The following is a 21,006-nucleotide window of genomic DNA, read 5'->3' as shown; positions in this document are numbered from 1 at the left end:
TCCCGGGCCGCGAAACCTGGGAGCGAGCACCCCTCGGGACCCTGTACACTTTTTCTCAGCCGGTGGGGAACAAGAACCACACAGCACCGGTCATGGTGGGTATAGCTCAGCTGGTAGAGCACCTGGTTGTGGTCCAGGATGTCGCGGGTTCAAGTCCCGTTACTCACCCCACTGTCAAGGCCCCCGACCTCGGTCGGGGGCCTTGCTGTTTCCGAGCACACCGCTGCGGTCGCTGTCCGTTCCGGGCGCTCCCCCGGCTCGCCTCCGGCCGGAGCCGCCGGCGAGCCCGCGGCAGGCCGAGCGCACGGTGCGTCAGTAGGCGACGGTGAAGCGCTCGCCGAGGTGGCGAGGCCGCTCGATCTCGTCGAGGACGGCGACGGCGTAGTCCTCGGTGGAGATGCGGCTCACGCCTTCCGCGTCGACGATCAGGTCGTCGGTGGCGGTGCGGTAGCTGCCGGTGCGCTCGCCGGGCTCGATGGTGGCGGCCGGGCTGAGGTTGGTCCAGCGCACGTCGGAGACGGTGCGGTAGTGGTCCAGCGCGTCGCCGTGCGCGTGCATGATCTGCAGCAGGAACTCGGGCAGGCCCTCCGCGTCCCACACCTGCTTGCCGTCGGGGGTGCGCAGCGAGCCGGCGCCGCCGACGGTGATCAGGCGGGGTGCCACGTCGCCCAGCGTGCGGAGGCCGGCGACGAGGGACTGGGCCGCGGGCTCGATAGTGGCGAGGTGGCCCGGACCGTCGCCGCCGCCGACCGCGCTGATCAGGACGTCCTGCCCCTTGGCGACCGCGGCGACGGACGCCGGGTCGAGGATGTCGCCGGTGGTCACGGTCAGCTCGGGGTGGGTCGTGGTGATTTTCGCGGGATCGCGGACGACCGCGGTGACCCGGTGGCCGCGCTGCAGGGCCTCGTGCAGGATGCGGCTGCCGATGGTGCCGTTGGCCCCGAACAGAGCGATCGTGGACATGGTGGGTCTCCCAGGTGTTTCGTGCGTCCGGTAAGGACTTCCGTTTTCGGTCATCAGCCTCGCTGACGTCTTCTACGCTAGGGGCACCAGCTGGACATTTCGGGGTACCCAGGAGACGGGTGATGGTCAAAAACCGACAGCACGGCGGGGAGCCCGTGACCGAGATCCCGGAGGTGGCGTTCTCTGCGCCGGCCGGGCGGCCCGCGGGTGTGGAGGTGATGACGCTCGCCGAGCTGCGCGAGCGCGCCGATGCCTGTCAGCTGTCCACACCGCACCGCCCCGGCTTTCACCATCTGCTGACCTTGGAGAGCGGTCGGCTGACGCACAGCGTCGACTTCCGCGAGCACCTCCTCACCCCGGGTGATCTGCTGTGGTCGCGTCCTGGGCAGGTCCAGCACTTCGGTGACCTGACCGGGGCGGAGGGGCTGCTGGTGCTCTTCGAGGCCACCTTCCTCGACCCGTCCACCGCGGCCGCGGCCCGGATCGAGGACTGGTACGGGCCTGCCGTGCGGCGTCCCGAGGGGGCCGCGGCGCGGGCCCTGAGCGAGGCGATGCGGCAGCTGCATCGCGAGTTCGGCGCCCTGGGCGGGTTGCCGCTGGAGGTGCATGTCGAAGTGCTGCGGCATCTGCTGGCCGTGCTCGTGCTGCGGGCCGCCCATCCGGCCGGTGCGGTGGACACCGACAGGGAAGGGGCCTGTGAGGCGAGCGAGACCTATTTGCGCTTCCGGGACGCGGTGGAGCGGGAGTTCACCAGGAGCCGACGGGTCGCGGACTACGCCCGGTCGCTGGGCTACGCGCCGCGCACCCTCTCCCGCGCGACCGAGGCCGCCGCCGGAGTCGGGGCGAAGGAATTCATCGACCGCCGGGTGGTGCTGGAGGCGAAGCGGCTGCTGGCGCACGGCGACCAGTCGGCGGCCCGGATCGCGGACCGGCTGGGCTTCGACGACGCGACCAACTTCAGCAAGTTCTTCCAGCGGCGGGCGGGCACCACGCCCATCGCCTTCCGGGCGGCCGTCCGGGGCGGCGCGGTGGCCGCCGTCTCTCCGGGCTGAGCCGCCCGGCGCTCAGGTCGAGGATCTGAGCACCAGCTCGGTGGGGAGCACCAACTGGGCCCCGGGCGAGGGGCGTTCGGCGATCTCTCCCAGCAGGACCCGCACCATCGCGCGGCCCATGTCCTCGATCGGCTGGCGGACGCTGGTCAGCGGCGGCTCCATGTGGCGGGCGACCGGGGAGTCGTCGAAGCCGACCAGTGCGACATCGTCGGGGACCCGCCGGCCGCGCTCGCGCAGCACCGCGCGGGCCCCGGCGGCCATCACATCGGAGGCGGCGAACACCGCGTCCAGACCGGGGTTGCGATCCAGCAGCTCGGCCATGGCGCGCCGGCCGCTCTCCTCGGTGAAGTCGGCGTGGGCGACCAGGGGTGGGGCCGGGTGGCGGCCGGCCGCGGCGGCCAGGGCCTGCCGGTAGCCGTCCAGCCGGCAGCGGGCGACGTACATGTCCAGCGGCCCTGTGATGGTGGCGATGGCGCGGCGGCCGGTGGCGAGGAGATGCTCGGTGGCGGCCCGGGCGCCGCCGGCGTTGTCGGAGTCGACGTACGGCACGGACTCCCGGGCGGTGCGACGGCCGCTGAGCACCGCCGGCAGGGCGAGCCGGTCCAACAGGGCGGGGAGCGGATCATCGGCGTGCACCGAGAGCAGCAGGACGCCGTCGACGCGCTGCGCGGTGAGGAACTGGGCCAGCCGGCGGCGCTCCTGGGGGGTGGCGATCAGGGTGAGCAGCAACTGGTAGTCGGTCGCGGCGAGTTCGGCGCTGACGCCGCGGATGATGCCGGAGAAGTAGGGCTCGGCGAACAACCGGGTCTCGGGCTCGGGGATGACCAGGGCGAGGGCGTCGGTGCGGTTTGCGGCCAGCGCGCGGGCGGCGCGGTTGGGGACGTAGCCGAGTTCGGCGACGGCGCGCTCGACGGCCTCGCGGGTGGCGGGGCGGACGCGGGGCGAGCCGTTGATGACGCGGGAGGCCGTGCCGCGGCCGACGCCCGCGCGGGCCGCGACGTCCTCCAGGGTGGGGCGGCCCGTGCGCCGCCTGCCGTACGCCGCCACTGCCATGCTGACCGCCTCCGGGTTCCGGGACCGCGCCGAGCCGCAGCGGCACCGCCACCGGCGCGCCGCTGTGTTCCGTCATTGAACACCGGAGCACTGACAGTACGTGGGCCCGGCGTGCCGCTCGGTAAGCGGCCATCGGTCAACTCCGGCCAGAGTCATACGAGTTGATGCGCACTCCCTTGACACCACGGAGCGTTGCGGTGACTCTTCAACTCATCACGGCTGGGAGCGCTCCCAAGGTATCCATTCCCTACATCTCTCGTACGCACACCGTACGCGTCAGGGCACCAGGAGGACGCACATGCGCAGCGGTTCCACCCCACCACGCAAGCTGGTGATCCTCACGACCGTCGCCGCTCTCGGCGCCGCACTGCTCGCCGGCTGCGCCGACGACTCCGCGGGCGACGACGCCGAAGGCGAGACCACTGTCACCGTCGGCACCTTCGGGGTCTTCGGTTATCAACAGGCCGGTCTTTACAAGGAATACGAGAAGCTGCATCCCGGCGTGAAGATCAAAGAGAACGTGATCGAGCGCAATGACGCCTACTATCCGCAGCTGCTCACCCACCTCGCCGCGGGCAGCGGACTGTCCGATGTCCAGGCCATCGAGGTCGGCAACATCAACGAGGTGGTCACCACCCAGGCCGACAAGTTCGAGGACCTCAGCCACGCCGAAGGTGTCGACAAGAGCCGGTGGCTGGACTGGAAATGGGCTCAGGCCACCACCGAGGACGGCAGGACGGTGGGGCTCGGCACGGACATCGGCCCCACCGCGATGTGTTACCGCAAGGACCTCTTCCGGAAGGCGGGGCTCCCCACACAGCGCGAGCAGGTCGGCAGGCTGTGGGCCGGCGACTGGCGGAAGTACGTCGACACCGGCGCCTCTTACATGAAGAAGGCCCCCCAGGGGACGGTCTTCATGGACTCCGCGGCCGGACTGTTCTCCGCCGTCTACAACGGCTACGCGGAGCGCTTCTACGACTCCGGCGGCAAGCTCATCTACCGGGACAGCCCCGCCGTGAAGACCGCCTGGTCGCTGGCGATCCGTGCGGCGGAGGAGAAGATGACCGCCCGGCTCAAGCAGTTCGAGAAGCCCTGGGACCAGGCGTTCGCCAACGGCAGGTTCGCGACGGTGGCCTGCGCTCCCTGGATGCTCGGCTACATCAAAGAGAAGGCCGGCGCGGCCGCCGAGGACAAGTGGGATGTCGCGCCCGCCCCCAGGCCGGGCAACTGGGGCGGTTCGTTCGTCGGGGTGCCCAAGGCGGCGAAGCACAAGGCCGAGGCCGTCAAGCTGGCGGTCTGGCTGAGCGCCCCCGAGCAGCAGGCCAAGGTCTTCGCCGCGCAGGCCAGTATCCCCAGTACCCCGGCCGCCTACGACCTGCCCGAGGTGAAGAACGCCAGGAACCCCTACTTCGGTGACGCACCGACCGGCAGGATCTTCTCCGCCGCGGCCAGGCGCATCCCGACGCTGGTGCTCGGCCCCAAGGACCAGCAGATCGGCAATGCCTTCACCGATATCGGCATTCTGCAGGTCGAGCAGCAGGGCAAGTCTCCCGCGGCCGGATGGCGGGCGGCGCTCAAGGAGGTCGAAAGCGCGGTGGACGGGTGACCGGCACGGTCGTGCGCCCCGCCGCGGGCGCGGCGGCGGACCACAAGGAGGCCCGCCGCCGCGCCCGGCGAAGCCGCCGCTACCGCTGGGACGTGCGCTACAGCCCGTACGCCTTCATCGCGCCGTTCTTCCTCTTCTTCATCGCCTTCGGGCTCTTTCCGCTCCTCTATACGGGGTGGGCCTCGCTGCACCGGGTGGAGCTGTCGGCGCCGGACGACATGGAGTGGGCGGGGCTGCACAACTACACCCGGCTGCTGGAGGACGAGTTCTTCTGGAACGCGCTGCGCAACACCTTCACCATCGGGGTGCTGTCGACCGTCCCGCAGCTGCTGATGGCCCTCGGCCTCGCCCATCTGCTCAACCACCGGTTGCGCGGCTCGTCCTTCTTTCGCGTCGCGCTGCTGACGCCGTACGCCACGTCGGTGGCCGCCGCGACGCTGGTGTTCGTGCTGCTCTTCGGGCGGGACTACGGGATGATCAACTGGGCGCTCGGGGCGGTCGGCTTCGGGCCCGTCGACTGGCAGAGCGGCACCCTCGCCTCGCAGCTCGCGGTCTCCTCGATCGTGATCTGGCGCTGGACGGGCTACAACGCGCTGATCTATCTGGCCGCGATGCAGGCGATCCCCCGGGATCTGTACGAGTCCGCGGCCCTGGACGGCGCCGGCAGCGGCCGGCAGTTCCTCCATGTGACCGTGCCGTCGCTGCGGCCGACGATCCTCTTCACGGTCGTCGTCTCCACGATCGGCGCGATGCAGCTCTTCGGTGAACCGCTGCTCTTCGGCGGCGCGGCCGGCCACAAGGGCGGCGCCTCGCACCAATTCCAGACCCTGGGGCTCTACCTCTACGACCAGGGCTGGTTCAACTTCCATCTCGGCCGGGCCTCCGCCGTCGCCTGGGCGATGTTCCTGATCCTGCTGCTGATCGGCGCGGTGCATCTGCTGATCGCCCGGCGGCTGCGCGGGGATCGGTGAGGAGACACTGTGCTGCTCAAGGCCGAGGCAAGCGAGCACCGGGACGGGCGAAGGGCGACGGGCCTGTCGGGAGGCGGCGGGCGACGTGGCCGGTGGCGCACCGCTGAGCGTCGGACGGGCGGGCGGCGCGGGGGCGTCGAAGGGGGCCGGGCTCTGCGCGGTGGGCCCTTCACTCTCGCCGTGCTGACGCTGTTCAGCGTCGGTTCGCTCTTCCCGCTGGTGTGGACGGCGATCGCCGCCTCCCGCGACAACGGCCGGCTCGCCCGGACGCCGCCGCCGTTCTGGTTCGGCTCCGATCTGCTGAAGAATCTGGGAACGGCCTGGACCGACGCCAACATGGGCCTGGCGCTGGCCAATACGACGGTGGTGGCCGGCACCATCGCGCTGGGCACCGTGCTCTTCTCGACGATCGCCGGCTTCGCTTTCGCCAAACTGCGGTTCCGGCTGAAGAACCTGCTGTTGTTGCTGGTCATCGGGACGATGATGATTCCGCCGCAGCTCGGTGTCGTGCCGCTGTTCATGACCATCGCCGAGCTGGAGTGGACCAACCATCTGCAGGCGGTGATCCTGCCGACGCTGGTGAGCGCCTTCGGGGTGTTCTTCATGCGGCAGTACCTGATCCAGGCGCTGCCGACGGAGCTGGTCGAGGCCGCGCGGGTGGACGGCGCGAGCAGCCTGCGGGTGGTGTGGCACATCGTCCTGCCGGCCGCCCGCCCCGCGATGGCCGTCCTGGGAATGCTGACCTTCGTCCAGGCGTGGAACGACTTCTTCTGGCCGATCATCGCGCTCACCCAGGAGAACCCCACGGTGCAGGTCGCGCTGACCGGTCTGGGCCGGGGCTATGTCCCCGACCAGGCCGTGATCATGGCGGGCGCGCTGCTCGGCACCCTGCCGCTGCTGCTGGCGTTCGTGCTCTTCGGCCGGCAGATCGTCGGCGGCATTATGCAGGGCGCGGTCAAGGGGTGAGGTCTCCGCTCTTCCTCGGCCTCCCCCTTCTTCCTCGCCCTGTCGCCTCGGGCCGCCGGGCGGTCCGCGTCCCCTGACACCGAACAGGAGCACCTCCATGACTCATCGCTTCCCCCCTGGATTCCTGTGGGGCTCGGCCACCGCCGCGTACCAGGTCGAGGGCGCGGCGCGGGAAGGCGGCCGCACCCCCTCGATCTGGGACACCTTCGCCCACACGCCCGGCAAGGTCCTCGCCGGCGACACCGGTGATATCGCCGTCGACCACTTCCATCGCAGCTCCCAGGACGTGGCCCTGATGGCCGAACTCGGGCTGGGCGCCTACCGCTTCTCCGTCTCCTGGCCGCGGGTGCAGCCCACGGGCCGCGGTCCGGCCCTCCAGCGCGGCCTGGACTTCTACCGGCGGCTGGTCGACGACCTCCTCGACCACGGGATCAGCCCGATGCTCACCCTCTACCACTGGGATCTGCCCCAGGAGCTGGAGGCCGACATCCATGGCGGATCCGCCGCCGGGGGCGGCTGGCCGCACCGGGACGCGGCCTACCGCTTCGCCGACTACGCGGCGATCATGGCCGAGGCCCTGGGCGACCGCGTGGAGTTGTGGACGACCCTCAACGAGCCGTGGTGCAGTGCCTTCCTCGGCTACGCGTCGGGGGTGCACGCCCCGGGACGTACGGACCCGGTGGCCGCACTGCGCGCCGCGCACCACCTCAACCTCGCGCACGGCCTCGCCGCCCGGACACTGCGCGAGGCTCTGCCCTGCCGCGCCGACATCATGGTCAGCCTCAACCCCGCGGTCGTGCGGGCGCGTTCGTCCGACCCGGCCGACCTCGACGCTCAGCGGCAGATCGACGCGCTGGCGACGCGTATCTTCACCGGGCCGATGCTGCACGGTGCGTACCCGGACGACCTGCTCGCGGACACCGCGCCGCTCACCGACTGGTCCTTCGTGCACGACGGCGATCTGGCCATCGCCCACCACCCCCTCGACGCGCTGGGCATCAACTACTACACACCGTCAGTGGTATCAGGGAGCACTGACAACGCCCCGCCGCGCCATGACGGCCACGGCGCGGGCAGCCGCTCGCCATGGGCCGGCGCCGAGCACATCGCCTTCCACCAACCGCCCGGCGACCGCACCGAGATGGGCTGGTCCATCGACCCGTCGGGCCTCTACGACCTGCTGCTGCGCTTCCACCGCGAGGCCCCGGGCCTCCCCCTCTACATCACCGAGAACGGCGCCGCCTTCGACGACAAGCCCGACGCCGAGGGAGCCGTGCACGACCCGGAGCGGATCTCCTATCTGCGCGGCCACCTCGCTGCCGCCCACCGGGCGCTCGCCGCGGGCGTCGATCTGCGCGGCTACTTCCTGTGGTCGCTGCTGGACAATTTCGAGTGGTCCTACGGCTACAGCAAGAGATTCGGCGCCGTGCACGTGGACTTCCCGACGCAGACCCGTACGCCGAAGTCCAGCGCCCGGTGGTACGCCGCGGTGGCCCGCGACAACGAGCTGCCGGACAGCTGACGGACCGCGCCGCGCTCCGGGCAGGACGACGGGGCGCAGCGGGTGGGGGAAGCCGCTGCGCCCCGTCCGTGGCGGCCGGGGAGCGCCCGGCCGCCACGGGATCAGCTGGCGTACGCCCCGAACGCCTTGGTGAAGTCCAGCGGACCCTGCTCGATCGAGCTGCAGGTCGGCTGCGCGGAGGGCGAGGTGCCGCCCTCGCATGCCTTGTCGCGGGTCGAGGACCACATCGACAGCCAGCCCAGATGCTTGTCCTGGGCGAACTTCACCAGCTCGGTGGCGTCGTCGACCTTGAAGACCTCGCTCTGGACGTCATTGACGCCGATCATGGGGGTCACCGCGACGGTCTTCCAGGCGTCCGCGTCGTTCAGCCCGAGGGCCTCCTTGATCTGCGCCTGGGTGGCGGTGGCGGCCTTGGTGGCGTAGGTGCCCATGTCCCCGTCGTAGGAGGGGCCGTAGTCCATCGCCATGATGTTGACGGCGGAGACCTCGACACCGTTCTTCTTGGCGTCCGCGACGAGCTTCACGCCGTCCGGGGTCAGCCCCTCGGGCATCACCGGCAGGGTGAACGAGACGTCCAGGTCGGGGTGCTTCTTCTGCAACTGGGCGATGGCCTGGGCGCGGCGGGTGTTGGCCGCGGTGTCCGGGAGCGCGCCGCCCTCGATGTCGAAGTCGACCTTGGTGAGCTCGAACCGGTCGATGACCTTGCCGTAGGCGGCGGCCAGTTCGTCGGCGGACCCGCAGGCCAGTCCCAGCTCCGAGCCGTTGGCGCCGCCGAAGGAGACCCGGACGTCGCCGCCCGCCGCCCGCAGATCCGGTATCTGCTTGGCCACCGGGTCGCCGTCCAGCTCGCCCGAACCGCCCCACTTGGGGTCGCAGCCGCCGCCGGAGGTGATGAACGCGAGGTTGAAGTTCTTCACCCCGGTCTTCTCGGCGGTGCCGAGGAGGTCGTAGGCGGGGGCGAGGGAGGTGTCGACGAACGGGGCGAAGGCGGCGGACGCCTTCGCGGGGCTCGCGTCGCCGCTCCGCGGCGTCTTGGTGGCCATGGCCGAACCGGTGACGGCGATCGCGCCGCCCGCCGCGATCGCGGCGGCCACGGCGGCGCCGATCAGCTTGGTGGTGCGGCTCATGCGCCTGCGGTGTGCCGAGGAACTCATCTCGTGCCTGCCTGTCGTCACGTGGGGGGTATCCGGTGCGTCCCGCACGCTAGCGACTGCGAAACGGACAAATGCCCGTTTCTGTAAGGCTGTTGACGGACTTATGGACCGCTTAAGGCAGGGGAAGGGAGCGCTTAAGAGCGGGCGTCCCAGAGCCCCTAGGGCGACACGTCAGAGGCGAGCGTCCGCGCCCTTGGTGACCGGCGCCCGGCCCCGGACGCGGGCACCGCGGGAGCCCTCAGACCCTGCTCGCCGCGCGCTTGCCACGGCTGCCGAGCGTGCGCCGCAGGCGGTGCCCGCGCCGCTCTCCGTGCCGTGCGCGCCGGTCGTCCAGTGCCAGCCAGACCCGTACCTCGGTGCCGCCCAGGACCGAGCGGCCGATGCGCACATCGCCGCCGGTGGACTCGGCCAGCCGCCGCACGATGTCCAGCCCGAGGCCGGTGGAGCCGTCCCCGCCGCCGCCGTGACCGCGGCGCAGTGCCGCGTCGGGGTCGGGGATGCCGGGCCCGGCGTCCGAGACCAGCACGATCACCGCTTCCTCGGCGTTGTGGACGTCCACCGCGAAGGCGGTGCCCTCGGGGGTGTGCCGGAAGACGTTGCCGAGCATCGCGTCCAGGGCGGCGGCCAGTTCGGGCCGGGCGACGGGGACGCGGACCGGGCGGTCGGCGCCGGCGACGCGCACGGTGCGCCCCTCGTCCTCGGCGAGCGCCGACCAGAAGCCCATCCGCTCGCGGATCACCTCGGCCGCGTCGGAGCCGGCCGCGGCCGCGGCCTGCTGCGTCTGCGCCTTCTGTTCGCGTGCGGTGCGGATGATCTGGTCGACCTCGCGCTCCAGCTGTTCCACGGCGGCTCTGGTCTGCTCGGCGGCCGGCCCGTCACCGAGCGAGGCGGCGTTCAGCCGCAGCACGGTCAGCGGCGTGCGCAGCCGGTGCGAGAGGTCGGCGGCCAGCTCACGCTCGTTGGCCAGCAGCTGGACGACCTGGTCGGCCATGGAGTTGAAGGCGACCGCCGCGGACCGCAGCTCCTTGGGCCCGTCCTCCGGGACCCGGACGCCGAGTTCGCCCTTGCCCAGGTCGTGAGCGGCGCCGGCCAGCCGCTCGGCGGGCCGCACCATCCGGGTGCCGAGGCGGTCGGCGACGGCGACCGAGCCGACGATGAGCGCGAGCCCGACACCGGCGAGCACCACCCAGGAGGTGGCGACGCCGTTGGTGAGGGCGTCGTCGGGGACATAGATCTCGACGACGGCGATGCCCGAGGCGACCGCCGTCGGCTGGAGCAGCGAGGAGCCGCCGGGTACCGGTGAGATGGAGGCCCGGCCGAGCCTGGCCGCGGACGCGACGTCCTCGGGGGCCGCGCGCCGGGAGCCGATCTCGGCGGGCTTGCCGCCCTTGGGGCCCGGCGGCACATGCACGCCGATGCGGCCACCGGCGCCGGTCTCGGCGCTGGCGACGGCCCGCTCCAGCTGGGCGCGGTCGGAGGTGATGGCGAGTACCGGCCCGATGGTGGCGGCCTGCCGCTCGGCGTTGGAGAACGCGCGGTCGCGCGCCATCTCCTTGACGACGAGCCCGAGCGGAACGGCGAAGGCGACCACGACCATGGCGGTGACGGCCAGGGCCACCTTGACCAGGGCCCATCTCACAGCGGGGGCTCCAGTTTCACGCCGACACCGCGCAGGGTGTGCAGATAGCGCGGATTCGCCGCGGTTTCCCCCAGTTTCCGGCGCAGCCATGAGAGGTGGACGTCGATGGTCTGGTCGTCGCCGTAGGACTGCTGCCAGACCTCGGCGAGCAGTTCCCTGCGGGCCACGACGACGCCGGGGCGGCCGGCGAGGAACGCCAGCAGGTCGAATTCCCTGCGGGTCAGGTCGAGCGCGGCACCGTCCAGTTCGGCCTGGCGGCGCAGCGGGTCGATGGCGAGGCCGCCTACCCGGATCACTCGTGAGGGCGGTTCTGCGCCGGCCGTGGTGGCGCGGGAGCGACGCAGTACGGCCGCCATCCTGGCGGAGAGGTGCTCCACGGAGAACGGCTTGGTGAGGTAGTCGTCGGCGCCGTCGTTCAGCAGCCGGACGATTTCCGCCTCATCGTCCCGCGCGGTGGCAATGATCACGGGTACATCGGTGATCCCGCGCAGCATTTTGAGCGCCTCGGACCCGTCCAGATCGGGCAGTCCCAGGTCGAGGATGACGACGTCGAATCCGACGTGCGCCACCTCGCGCAGCGCCTCCAGAGCGGTGCCGACGCTCCGTACGGTGTGGGATGCCTCGGTCAGATGCCGGATGAGGGCCGAGCGTACGAACTGATCGTCTTCGACGACGAGCACACGAGCCATGGGCGGCACCGTACGCCATACGAGCGGGTTTCCTTATCCGGGGTTGACGCCCGCATCGCGGTTGACGGCAGCCGCTGACGGGCTGCGACCCGGCGGGCGGGTGGTGCAGTATGAGCCAAATGCAACGAGGACTGGTTCACGCCGCGGCCTGGACGTTGGCGACGGGTGCCGCGGTCACGCTGTCGTGGTTCGGTGTGCACACCGTGCTGGCCGGCACGGCGTACGACGCGCCGCGCGCGCTGCCCCTCTCCGACCGGGCTCCCGCCGCGGGGAGCGGGCCGGACAGCGGCATTTCGCCGCGTTCCTCCTCCACCCACCGGCCGAAGCCGTCCGGCTCGTCGGACCGGTCCGGCAACGGCACCTCCCCGTCGGACGCGAAGGCGTCGCAGCCTTCGGTGCCCTCCCACTCCGCGGGCGCCGGGACGCGCGGCCCCTCCGCCACCGCGCCGGGAAGTGCGTCGCCCGCCGGCGGTGGCCAGATCAAGAGCTACTCCACGCAGGGCGGCCGGGTCGTCTTCGACATGGGCACCGATTCCGCCCAGCTGGTGTCGGCGACCCCGAACTCCGGCTGGGAGATGCAGGTGTGGAAGCAGGAGAAGTGGATCCGCGTGGACTTCACCGGCGGTGCCGCCCACACGTCCGTGATCTGCACCTGGAACGATCACCCGCCGACCGTCGTGACCAGCAACAACGCGACGTAGCAGGCGGTTTGGCCGGGCCCACCCGGCTCGTGGTGAAGGGGCGCTCCTCACCACGGCGGACTTCCCGCCGCCGTCTCAGTCGAAGACCTCGGGGGGCGGGGGCGGCGAGGCCACCGCTGTGGCGTCGGTCACCGCGGCCGCGCCGCCGGTGAAGTCCAGCAGCGCCCGTCCGTGTTCGACCCGGCCCGCGTGCGGGTCGGTCGCCGCCCGCCGGGTCAGGTCGGCGACCGGCAGCTGCCCGTCGGCCGCCAGCAGGATGGCGTTGCCGAAGCGCTTGCCCCGAAGGACGGCGGGCTCGGCGGTCAGACACAGCTCCGGGAATATCGTATGGACGGTGGCGATCTGCCCCCGCAGGAACCGCAGCGGCGGACCGTCCGCGAGGTTCGCCGCGTACCAGCCGCCGGGCCGCAACGCCCGCCTGACCTCTCCCACGAACTCCGCACTGGTCAGATGCGCGGGCGTGCGGGCCCCGCTGAAGACATCGGCGATGACGAGGTCCGCCCAGCCGTCCGGGATCTTCGCCAGTCCCGCACGGGCGTCCCCGCCGCGCACCCGGATCCGCCAGCCGCTCTCCAACGGGAGTACGCGGCGAACCAGTTGCACCAGCGGCGCGTCGATCTCGACGACCTGCTGGGTGGAGCGCGGGCGGGTCGCGGCGACATAGCGCGCCATGGTCAGCGCACCGCCGCCCAGGTGCACGACCTGGAGCGGTTTGCCGGACGGCGCGGCCAGATCCACGACGTGCCCGAGCCGCCGCTGGTAGGCGAAGTCGAGGTACGCCGGGTCGTCGAGGTCGACGTGGGACTGCGGGGCGCCGTCGATCAGCAGCGTGAATCCGCGCGGCCGGTCACGGTCGGGGCGCAGCTGCGCGACCCCGCCGTCCACCGTCTCCTCGACGGTCTCCGGGCCGCCGCGCCCGCGCCTGTTTTTGGCCATGCCCCCAGTATGGCGCCCGGTGCCGTGGCCGTATCCGCTGGTCAGCACCTGGGGCGGGCACCGGCTCGCGCACATGGCGATGCGGTGGGCCGTCCACGCGCGAAGTCGTGGACGGCCCACCGCTGTACAGCCTCACCACACCGGCCCGACACCTTCCGGAGCCGGCAGCGGGATCACTTGTTGACGCAAGAGTTCCCGAAGGCCGGGTTCAGCAGCGCGAGCACGTTGACGGTGTTGCCGCACACGTTGACCGGGATGTGGATGGGAATCTGGATGACATTCCCGCTCAGGACACCCGGGGAGTGCGACGCACGGGCCTTGGCCGTCGCGCCCTTGCCGCCCTTGTGGTGGTGGTGACCACCGTTGGTGGCCGATGCGACACCGGCGCCACCGATCACCATGGCGCACGTGACGGCAGCCGCCGAGGCGGTCTTGGCGAAGCGCTTCATCATCATTCTCCTTTCAGTTCACGAATGGGGCACCGCACTCAACGAGCGAATTACGGCATGGATGCGGGGCGTTCGGCCGTCCGGTAAAACGTTCTTCCTGCCGCCGGCCCGCACTCCGCCACCCTCCGCAGTCCGTTATTCGGACGATGGAATCCCCCACGGGTCGCGGCGTGCCTCCCGCAATTTCCAACAGGCTTAATGTCAGAGTGCTCTCCTGTTTGACTGATAGAAGTCGGAGAGGAAGACATGCGGAAGTCGATGGGCCTCACCGGGCGTGGTGTCGTATGTGCGCTCGTGTCCGTGACACTGTCGGCCACCCTGTCTTCGGCGGCAGCTGCGCCGGCCCCGGAGGAATCCTCACGAATTCCCTTCGCGGAGCGCTACCGCGCCGTCCAGCACGGCGGAATCGCGCGTGCGGCCAACTCCTCGATCACCTGCGGGGCGGCGGTGGCCGGCACGGCCGCGCCGTGCGCGGGAGCACAGCAGGGCGGCCCCGGCGTCAACGGCCATTACAAAATGGCGTACATCGACGTCGACTCCGACGCCAACACCTACAACTCCAGCAGCGCCGACCTGCGGTTGCCGGCCGACTCCCGGGTCAGCTACGCCCGGCTGTACTGGGGCGGCAATCTCCGGGTCGGTGAGCAGAAGCCGCCCAAGGACAACCGGCGGGTGCTCATCGCCGAGCCGGGCGGCCGGTACAAGCAGGTGCTCGCCGACACCGTGACCGGACACCGCACCACGTCCAGGACCGATGCCTTCCAGGCGTCGGCGGACGTCACCAAGCTGGTGCGCGACAGCGGGTCAGGCGCGTACACGGTGGCGCAGATCAATGTCGCGATGGGCCATTCCCCGGCGGGGGCGTGGGGCGGCTGGACACTGGTCGTCGCGTACGAGAACGCCCGGGAGCCGCTGCGCAGTCTGGCGCTGTGGGACGGCTTCCAGCCGCTGGGCACGAAGCAGCCCGCGCTCTCGGTGGGACTGGACAAGCTGCGGATCCCGGCGAATGCGAGCGGTAGTGCGGGCATGGTCGCCTATAACGGCGACCGGGGTGCGGCAAATGACGCACTGAGCGTCGCGGCCGACCAGGGGCCGCCCGTTTCCCTCACCGATTCCGCCAACCCGGTCAATGATGTGATGAATTCGACGATCACTGATTTCGGCCGGGATACGGTCCGGCTGCCCGCGTACCGGAATACTCTCGGATTCGACTCCGATGTATTCGACATCAAGTCGGCCCTCCGGTCCGGTGGCGACCGCCTCACTTTCCGCTTCGGCACCAGCAAAGCGGGATACCTGGTCGGCGCGCTCTTCGTCCAGGCCGAGAGCAGGCGCTGAAGGACGTGCCTCGGAAATTCCCGCAGAGAGTTCTGTCAGCTCGGTAATCAGGGGAGCAGTGCGCGTGCTGCCGCATGACTTGCAGTCCGAACAGCGGCCAACGATCCTCCATGTCTCCCAGCCCGTCGACGGCGGGGTCGCCCGCGTCGTCGCCGACCTGGTGCGGGCCCAAGTGGCCGCCGGCCTACGGGTCGTGGTGGCCGCGCCACCCGACGGCGGGTTGCACGATGACGCCGCGGCGGCGGGCGCGGAAGTGGCCCCGTGGTCCGCGAGCCGGTCCCCCGGGCCGACGCTGCCGGGTGAGACACGACGGCTGGCCGGGCTGATCCGGCGCACCCGTCCCGACCTCGTCCACGCGCACAGCGCCAAGGCGGGGCTCGCCGCCCGACTGGCCGTCCGTGGCCGGATTCCGACCGTCCATCAGCCGCACGCCTGGTCGTTCGAGGCGGTCGGCGGACCGACGGCACGCCTCGCGCTCGCGTGGGAGCGGTATGCCGCGCGCTGGTCGGACCGGGTGCTGTGTGTGAGCGAGGCGGAGCGGCTGCGTGGCGCGGAGGCGGGCGTGGCGGCCCGGTGGGCGGTGATCCACAACGGCGTGGATGTGCACCGTTACGCACCCGGCAGCCCGGACCCGAGGGCCCGGCAGCAGCTGCGCGCCTCGCTGCCCGCCGTGAGCGAACTGCCGTCCGATACACCCCTGGTGGTGTGTGTGGGACGGCTGTGTCCACAGAAGGGCCAGCTCACCCTGCTGCAGGCGTGGCCCCAGGTCACGGCCGCGGTGCCCGGTGCCCGCCTCGTTCTGGTGGGTGACGGACCGGACCGGCAGCTGCTGCACGAGGCCGCACCGCCCGGTGTGCTCTTCGCGGGCGCCGCCGAGAACGCGGCCCCCTGGTATCGCGCGGCAGATCTCGTGGTGCTGCCGTCGCGCTGGGAAGGCATGGCGCTGGCCCCACTGGAGGCGATGGCCTGTGGCCGCCCGGTGGTGGTCACCGATGTGTGCGGTGCCCGGGAGAGCCTGCCGCCCGGAGCGGCGCCCTCCTGCCTGGTGCCGCCGGAGGACCCCGCCGCCCTGGCTCGGGCCCTGTGCGGGTTGCTGACCCACCCACAGCTGTGCGTGACGCTGGGCCACCGGGCCCTGGAGCACGTGCGGACCACATACGACGTGCGGCGAACAGCGGCAGCGGTTCTGGATCTTTACCGCGAACTGCTCGGACTGCCGTGCCCCGAGAACAGGGAGCAGAGCAGGCGATGACGACCGAGAGCGCGGACGCGACCCAAACCGCCCGGGTCCTGCCCCGGTCCACAGCCACCCGGCCCCAGACCGCCGCGGTCTATCCACCGCGGCGGCCGGGCCACGACCACACCTCACCACCGACTCGGACCCGCCGCGCCGGCCGCAACGGGACCACCGCCCCGCTGATGGCCGCCGACTGCCTGGCCACCGCCGGTGCCGCCTTCCTCGTACGGGACCCCGGCCCGACGCTGGCGCTGCTCGGCCCCATGGTGCTGTGCCTGGTGCTGCTCAACGCCCACGCCGGGCTCTACCGCCCCGGCCTCGTCCCGACCGCGCTGGGCGACCTGCCCGCACTGCTGGGCCGGGCCGCTGTCTGCTGGTGCGTGGCAGCAGCGACGCTAGCCGCCATGAACGCGGGGCAGGCGCTGCCTCCGGGCGCGCTGCTGTGCGCCGTCGCGGCGCACGTCACGCTGGCGTGCGGCGGCCGGGCCGCGGTCTACCGGGCGCGGCGCGGCGCGGCCCGCCGCAGGCCACGCTCCACGCTGATCATCGCCGCCGACCCGGCCGCCCGCCGGCTCTCCGCCGCACTGCACGCGCACCCGGAATACGGCATGCGCCCGGTGGGCGTGGTCGTGCCGGGCTCCTCCGTGCCGGGCGCGCACGCGGCGCCCGCGGACGGTGGCGCGCCCGCACTGCCCCGCCTCAACTCGCCCGACGACATCGCCCGTGCCGTCCTCCAGAACACCGTGCGCGAAGCGGTGTTCATGCTGCCTCCGCACGCCGATCCGCAGACCGCGGCCCTGCTCCAGCGGTTCCTCGATCAGGACATCGCGGTCTGGCTCGCGGGCTCGGCCGTCCCGCACGACGGCCGGCTGCCGCGGCGCGACAGCGAGCACCTGTGGGGCTTCACGTGCCGCCGGCTGGAGAACCCCGCACCACCGCGCGGCGGCTGGGCCAAGCGCCTGCTGGACATCGCCCTGGCCGCGCTCGCGCTGTCGGTGGCCGCTCCCGTGCTGCTGGGCTGCGCGGTGGCGGTGCGGCTCTCCGACGGGCCCGGCGTCATCTTCCGGCAGGAGCGGATCGGCCGGCACGGCCGCGCCTTCACCCTGCTCAAGTTCCGTACCCTGCGGCCCTGCAACGAGCACGAGTCGGCGACGCTGTGGAGCGTGGCGGACGACCGTCGGATGAGCGCGGTCGGCCGGCTGCTGCGGCGCTCCTCCCTCGACGAGCTGCCCCAGTTGTGGAACGTGCTGCGCGGCGACATGAGCCTGGTCGGCCCCCGCCCCGAACGCCCCTACTTCGTCGAGCAGTTCAGCCAGCGCTACCCGGAGTACGGCGCCCGGCACCGGATGCCGGTGGGCATCACCGGCCTGGCTCAGGTGCACGGGCTGCGCGGGGACACCTCCATCGAGGACCGGGCGCGCTTCGACAACCTCTACATCGACAGCTGGACGCTCTGGCAGGACATCCGGATCATGCTGCGTACGGCGTCCTCGCTGTTCCGGCTGGAGGGCAGGTGAGCGCGGGCGCGCCGTCGTCCGTACTCACCGGACCGTGGCCCGCGGTCGAACGGGCCAGAGCGCTGTCGACGCGGTACGCACCGCTGATCCCGGCGCTCGCCACGGTACTGCTGCTGTGTGCGCCGGCCGACCGGGGCGATGTCACGGCCACCGGCCGGATCACACCGGCGGACGCGGCGTCCGCGGTACTGCTCCTGTGCTGCCTGGTCCGGCTGCTGCGGCAGCGCGCGCGTCCGCTGACCCTCACGGCGGCCCTCGTACTGGGTTCGCTGGCGGTGGGCTTCGCGGTGGCCACCATGGCCTCGGACGACCCGGCCGCGAGCCTGCCCGGTTTCGCGCGCTCCCTGCAGATCTTCGTGCTGGTGCCTGCCGCGCTGGTGCTGACCCTGCGCACCCCCCGGGACTTCCGGGTGGTGGCCGGGTCTGTGGTGCTGCTGGCCCTGGTGCAGGGCGCGATCGGCGTCCAGCAGTTCCTGACGGGGACGGGCGCGTCCTACATGGGACAGGACATCCGCGCGGTCGGCACGTTCGGGCCGCTGGACGTCATGGGGATGGCCACGGTGGTCGCCTACGGCCTGGTGGCGGCCCTGGCCCTCGGGCTCGCGCCGGCCCCGGACGCGCCACGCCACCTCCGGCCGGCCGCCCTGTGCAGCGCCGCGCTTTTGGTGGTGCCCCTCGCGTTGTCCTTCAGCCGGGGCGCCTGGATCGCCACGGCGGTGTCCGCCATCGTGGTGCTGCTGCTGGCCGGGCCGCGGCTCGCCGTGCGGACCCTGGCCGTGCTGGGTGCCCTGGCGGTCGTGCTGGTCGGCGGGGCCGGCGTCGGCTCCGAGGTGATCAGTGAGCGGGTCGGCAGCATCACGGAGGTCTCCGCCGCCCCGGACCGGTCGGTCACCGACCGGTACGCCCTGTGGTCCGCGGCGGCCTCCATCTGGAGCGACGCCCCGGTGACCGGCGTCGGCCTCAAGGGCTTCGCCGCCCACCGCGACGGCCACGCCTCACTCGGCCTGTCCTCGGGCAGCGACACCGGCGGCGCCGGAAGGGCCTTCCAGCGGGAGCCGTTGCTCTCACCGCACAACATGTATCTGCTGGTCCTCAGCGAACAGGGCCTCGTCGGGATCACGGCGCTGCTGGGCAGTTGGGCGGCGCTGCTGGTGTGCGCGCTGCGCCGGCTGCCGGGCGCCCGTCGCGGGGGCCGGCACGCCGACTGCGGGCTGATCGCGATCGGCCTGCTGGTCTGGCAGGCCGTCGACTTCCTCTACGCCGACATCGGTGGCCCCACGACCGTGCTGACCGCGGTGCTGTTCGGGCTCGTGTCCTGGTGGGCGCTGGCCACCCCGGAGCACGCGGGCGGGGCGGACGCGCGATGAGCGAGACGACCGCCGAGCAGCGGGTGCCGGCCGACGCGCGGCCCCTGGCCGCCGTACACCCCCAGGCGGCGCCCCCGGAGCCGGGCGGTACGCCCCCCGGCGGTCCCCCCAACTCCAGCCCGCTCGGCCGGTTCCTCGCCCGCGCCGCGGCGCTGACCGCGGTGCTGACCGCCGCCGGCTCGCTGTGCGGGCTGCTGCGGGACCAGACGATCGCGCATCTCTTCGGCGCGGGCAGCGACACCGATGCGTTCCTGGTGGCGTGGACGGTGCCGGAGATGGCGGCCACGCTGCTGATCGAGGACGCCATGGCGCTGCTGCTGGTCCCGGCGTTCAGCCTCGCGCTGTCCGCACGGGCGGCCCGGCCCGCCGAGGGCGCCGCAGGGCAGCTGCCCGCCGACGGCCGCGACCCCGTTTGGGCCCTGCTGACCGCCACGTTCCCGCGGCTGTTCTGCGCGCTGGCCGGCGGCTCCGCGCTTCTCGCGCTCGGCGCTCCGCTGCTGGTACGGGTGCTGGCGCCGGGCCTTGCGGACCCGGGCGCGGCGGTCGACTGCACCCGGCTGACCGCGCTGACCGTTCTCACCTTCGGTGTCGCCGGCTACTTCAGTGCCGCACTGCGCGCCCACCGCAGCTTCATGGCGCCCGCCGCCATCTACATCGCCTACAACCTCTGCATCATCGGCACGATGCTGACGCTGCACTCCGCGTGGGGCGTGCGGGCCGCGGCCGCCGGGGTGGCCCTCGGCGGGGCCTCGATGGCTCTCCTCCAACTTCCCTTCTTCGTGCGCCGGCTGCCCTCCCGTAAGGCGCTGCGGCCGGTCCGCCGGGCTGCCCGAAAGCGCACCGCGCTACTGGGCTTCGGGCTGCTGGCGCCCGTCGTCTGCTTCGCGCTCGGCCGGCAGGCGCAGGTGCTCGTCGAACGGTTCCTGGCCTCGTCGCTGCCGGCCGGCGCCATCTCGCATCTGAACTACGCGCAGAAGGTCGCGCAGATGCCGATGGTGTTCTCGCTGATGATCTGCACCGTCACCTTCCCCGTGGTGGCCCGCGCGGTCGCCGAGGGCCACGCGGAGCGCGCCAGGCGCCGGGTGGAACGCGATCTGACGCTGGCCGGGCTGGTGGTGCTGCTGGGCACGTCGTATGTGATCGCCTGCGCGCCGCAGATCGTCGAGATCCTCTTCCAGCGCGGCGCGTTCACCGCCGCGGACACCGCCGCCACCGCGTCGGTGATGCGGGTGTACGCGCTCGGTCTGCTCGGCCACAGCCTGGTGGGGGCGCTCATCCGGCCGTTCTTCTGCGCCGCCAGGCCCACCTGGTACCCGGCCGCCGCCATGGCGACCGGGCTGCTGCTCACCGTGGTGACCGGGCTGTTCGCGGTCCGCTGGTGGGGCGTGCACGGCATCGCCGCCGCCAACGCGGCCGGCATCACGGCCACCGCGCTGCTCCTGCTGCACGGCCTCGGCACCCGCGTCATCGCCATCACCGTGCGCCGGGTCGCGGCGGGCCTCGGCCGTCTCGTGCTGGCCGCCACCGTGGCCACCGCCGTCGGCGGGCCGGCCGCGGCGCTGTCCCCGCATCCGCTGCTCGGCGCGGCGGCCGGCGCGCTGCTGGTGCCCGCCGTCTTCGCCGCCACCGCCGTAGCGGCCCGGTCCCCCGAGGTCCGGCAGCTGCTGGGGACCGCCCGGCGGACCACCCCGGCCGCGCGGGGCCGGGATCGCGCCCACTCCGCATCGCCGAACGGCCCCCGGCGCACCACCGCAGGCGGACCCGGCCGCGTGGCGGCCGCCCGCAGCAGGCTTCGCTCCGCGCTCCGCGGAGACCCACCGCAGACCCCCTAGCCACCGTCGAAGGA

The 21,006-nt window shown here is 72.3% G+C and carries 18 protein-coding genes and 1 tRNA gene; 12 read left to right on the top strand and 7 right to left on the bottom strand.

Annotation, left to right across the window (positions count from 1 at the left end; translation table 11 throughout):
- Positions 1-95: 95 nt before the first annotated feature.
- A tRNA-His gene (locus tag ACH4FH_RS30370) sits at positions 96-171 on the top strand.
- A 141-nt stretch (positions 172-312) separates the two neighbouring features.
- On the opposite strand, the gene ACH4FH_RS30365 is transcribed toward ACH4FH_RS30370, so the two are convergent.
- A complete protein-coding gene (locus tag ACH4FH_RS30365) occupies positions 313-963 on the bottom strand; it encodes an NAD(P)-dependent oxidoreductase (protein WP_398559146.1) in 651 nt (216 codons plus the stop codon).
- A gap of 122 nt (positions 964-1,085) precedes the next feature.
- On the opposite strand from ACH4FH_RS30365, the gene ACH4FH_RS30360 reads away from it, so the two are divergent.
- Positions 1,086-2,015 carry an AraC family transcriptional regulator gene (locus ACH4FH_RS30360; RefSeq protein WP_398559145.1) on the top strand — a complete coding sequence of 310 codons (930 nt, stop codon included), beginning with the start codon at positions 1,086-1,088 and terminating at the stop codon, positions 2,013-2,015.
- Between the two features lie 12 nt (positions 2,016-2,027).
- On the opposite strand, the gene ACH4FH_RS30355 is transcribed toward ACH4FH_RS30360, so the two are convergent.
- Positions 2,028-3,062: a LacI family DNA-binding transcriptional regulator gene (locus tag ACH4FH_RS30355; protein WP_398559206.1), complete on the bottom strand. Its 1,035-nt coding sequence runs from the start codon at positions 3,060-3,062 to the stop codon at positions 2,028-2,030.
- A 304-nt stretch (positions 3,063-3,366) separates the two neighbouring features.
- Here ACH4FH_RS30355 and ACH4FH_RS30350 point away from each other — a divergent pair, with 304 nt between their 5' ends.
- From ACH4FH_RS30350 to ACH4FH_RS30335, 4 genes are all read left to right on the top strand, one after another.
- Positions 3,367-4,674, top strand: coding sequence for an ABC transporter substrate-binding protein (locus ACH4FH_RS30350; protein WP_398559144.1), 1,308 nt, complete (start codon positions 3,367-3,369; stop codon positions 4,672-4,674).
- Positions 4,629-5,645, top strand: coding sequence for a carbohydrate ABC transporter permease (locus ACH4FH_RS30345; RefSeq protein ID WP_398559143.1), 1,017 nt, complete (start codon positions 4,629-4,631; stop codon positions 5,643-5,645). The genes ACH4FH_RS30350 and ACH4FH_RS30345 overlap by 46 nt, the downstream gene beginning before the upstream one ends.
- Positions 5,646-5,798: 153 nt before the next feature.
- Positions 5,799-6,611, top strand: a complete 813-nt coding sequence (locus ACH4FH_RS30340; RefSeq protein ID WP_398559205.1) for a carbohydrate ABC transporter permease — start codon at positions 5,799-5,801, stop codon at positions 6,609-6,611.
- Between the two features lie 97 nt (positions 6,612-6,708).
- Positions 6,709-8,133, top strand: a complete 1,425-nt coding sequence (locus tag ACH4FH_RS30335; protein ID WP_398559142.1) for a GH1 family beta-glucosidase — start codon at positions 6,709-6,711, stop codon at positions 8,131-8,133.
- A gap of 101 nt (positions 8,134-8,234) precedes the next feature.
- Here ACH4FH_RS30335 and ACH4FH_RS30330 read toward each other — a convergent pair whose 3' ends face one another.
- From ACH4FH_RS30330 to ACH4FH_RS30320, 3 genes are all read right to left on the bottom strand, one after another.
- Positions 8,235-9,287, bottom strand: a complete 1,053-nt coding sequence (locus ACH4FH_RS30330; protein WP_398559141.1) for a chitinase — start codon at positions 9,285-9,287, stop codon at positions 8,235-8,237.
- Positions 9,288-9,525: 238 nt separating this feature from the next.
- Positions 9,526-10,926: an ATP-binding protein gene (locus ACH4FH_RS30325; RefSeq protein WP_398559140.1), complete on the bottom strand. Its 1,401-nt coding sequence runs from the start codon at positions 10,924-10,926 to the stop codon at positions 9,526-9,528.
- Complete coding sequence (locus tag ACH4FH_RS30320; RefSeq protein WP_398559139.1) at positions 10,923-11,615, bottom strand: response regulator transcription factor; 693 nt, start codon at positions 11,613-11,615, stop codon at positions 10,923-10,925. Before ACH4FH_RS30320 ends, ACH4FH_RS30325 begins: the two co-directional genes overlap by 4 nt.
- Positions 11,616-11,725: 110 nt before the next feature.
- On the opposite strand from ACH4FH_RS30320, the gene ACH4FH_RS30315 reads away from it, so the two are divergent.
- Positions 11,726-12,316, top strand: coding sequence for a hypothetical protein (locus ACH4FH_RS30315; RefSeq protein ID WP_398559138.1), 591 nt, complete (start codon positions 11,726-11,728; stop codon positions 12,314-12,316).
- Between the two features lie 75 nt (positions 12,317-12,391).
- Here the strand turns inward: ACH4FH_RS30315 and ACH4FH_RS30310 are convergent, their stop codons facing one another.
- Together ACH4FH_RS30310 and ACH4FH_RS30305 are read right to left on the bottom strand one after the other, a co-directional pair.
- The gene (locus ACH4FH_RS30310; protein WP_398559137.1) at positions 12,392-13,252 is read right to left on the bottom strand and encodes a spermidine synthase; all 861 of its coding nucleotides are present in this window, start codon (positions 13,250-13,252) and stop codon (positions 12,392-12,394) included.
- A gap of 173 nt (positions 13,253-13,425) precedes the next feature.
- Complete coding sequence (locus ACH4FH_RS30305) at positions 13,426-13,701, bottom strand: chaplin (protein ID WP_398559136.1); 276 nt, start codon at positions 13,699-13,701, stop codon at positions 13,426-13,428.
- A gap of 246 nt (positions 13,702-13,947) precedes the next feature.
- Here ACH4FH_RS30305 and ACH4FH_RS30300 point away from each other — a divergent pair, with 246 nt between their 5' ends.
- The 5 genes from ACH4FH_RS30300 (at position 13,948) to ACH4FH_RS30280 (ending at position 20,992) form a co-directional block, all read left to right on the top strand.
- Positions 13,948-15,039, top strand: coding sequence for a hypothetical protein (locus tag ACH4FH_RS30300; RefSeq protein ID WP_398559135.1), 1,092 nt, complete (start codon positions 13,948-13,950; stop codon positions 15,037-15,039).
- A gap of 67 nt (positions 15,040-15,106) precedes the next feature.
- Entirely contained in the window at positions 15,107-16,291 is a 1,185-nt protein-coding gene (locus tag ACH4FH_RS30295; RefSeq protein ID WP_398559204.1) for a glycosyltransferase family 4 protein, read from the top strand.
- Entirely contained in the window at positions 16,288-17,793 is a 1,506-nt protein-coding gene (locus ACH4FH_RS30290; RefSeq protein WP_398559134.1) for an exopolysaccharide biosynthesis polyprenyl glycosylphosphotransferase, read from the top strand. The genes ACH4FH_RS30295 and ACH4FH_RS30290 overlap by 4 nt, the downstream gene beginning before the upstream one ends.
- A 62-nt stretch (positions 17,794-17,855) precedes the next feature.
- Complete coding sequence (locus ACH4FH_RS30285) at positions 17,856-19,160, top strand: O-antigen ligase family protein (protein ID WP_398559203.1); 1,305 nt, start codon at positions 17,856-17,858, stop codon at positions 19,158-19,160.
- Positions 19,157-20,992, top strand: coding sequence for a lipid II flippase MurJ (locus tag ACH4FH_RS30280; RefSeq protein ID WP_398559133.1), 1,836 nt, complete (start codon positions 19,157-19,159; stop codon positions 20,990-20,992). Before ACH4FH_RS30285 ends, ACH4FH_RS30280 begins: the two co-directional genes overlap by 4 nt.
- Positions 20,993-21,006 lie beyond the last annotated feature (14 nt).

The sequence above is a fragment of the Streptomyces sp. NPDC017993 genome (assembly GCF_044328065.1).
GTDB lineage: Bacteria > Actinomycetota > Actinomycetes > Streptomycetales > Streptomycetaceae > Streptomyces.
The sequence above is the reverse complement of the archived record's forward strand: the minus strand, read 5'-3'. Positions and strand labels throughout refer to the sequence as shown.

Bases quoted from the DNA above. Each gene is read 5' to 3' on its own strand.
- ACH4FH_RS30365 (WP_398559146.1), bottom strand. From the start codon at position 963: ATGTCCACGATCGCTCTGTTCGGGGCCAACGGCACCATCGGCAGCCGC.
- ACH4FH_RS30345 (WP_398559143.1), top strand. From the start codon at position 4,629: ATGGCGGGCGGCGCTCAAGGAGGTCGAAAGCGCGGTGGACGGGTGACC.
- ACH4FH_RS30315 (WP_398559138.1), top strand. From the start codon at position 11,726: ATGAGCCAAATGCAACGAGGACTGGTTCACGCCGCGGCCTGGACGTTG.
- ACH4FH_RS30330 (WP_398559141.1), bottom strand. From the start codon at position 9,287: ATGAGTTCCTCGGCACACCGCAGGCGCATGAGCCGCACCACCAAGCTG.
- ACH4FH_RS30360 (WP_398559145.1), top strand. From the start codon at position 1,086: ATGGTCAAAAACCGACAGCACGGCGGGGAGCCCGTGACCGAGATCCCG.
- ACH4FH_RS30320 (WP_398559139.1), bottom strand. From the start codon at position 11,615: ATGGCTCGTGTGCTCGTCGTCGAAGACGATCAGTTCGTACGCTCGGCC.
- ACH4FH_RS30310 (WP_398559137.1), bottom strand. From the start codon at position 13,252: ATGGCCAAAAACAGGCGCGGGCGCGGCGGCCCGGAGACCGTCGAGGAG.
- ACH4FH_RS30290 (WP_398559134.1), top strand. From the start codon at position 16,288: ATGACGACCGAGAGCGCGGACGCGACCCAAACCGCCCGGGTCCTGCCC.
- ACH4FH_RS30305 (WP_398559136.1), bottom strand. From the start codon at position 13,701: ATGAAGCGCTTCGCCAAGACCGCCTCGGCGGCTGCCGTCACGTGCGCC.
- ACH4FH_RS30280 (WP_398559133.1), top strand. From the start codon at position 19,157: ATGAGCGAGACGACCGCCGAGCAGCGGGTGCCGGCCGACGCGCGGCCC.
- ACH4FH_RS30335 (WP_398559142.1), top strand. From the start codon at position 6,709: ATGACTCATCGCTTCCCCCCTGGATTCCTGTGGGGCTCGGCCACCGCC.
- ACH4FH_RS30300 (WP_398559135.1), top strand. From the start codon at position 13,948: ATGCGGAAGTCGATGGGCCTCACCGGGCGTGGTGTCGTATGTGCGCTC.
- ACH4FH_RS30350 (WP_398559144.1), top strand. From the start codon at position 3,367: ATGCGCAGCGGTTCCACCCCACCACGCAAGCTGGTGATCCTCACGACC.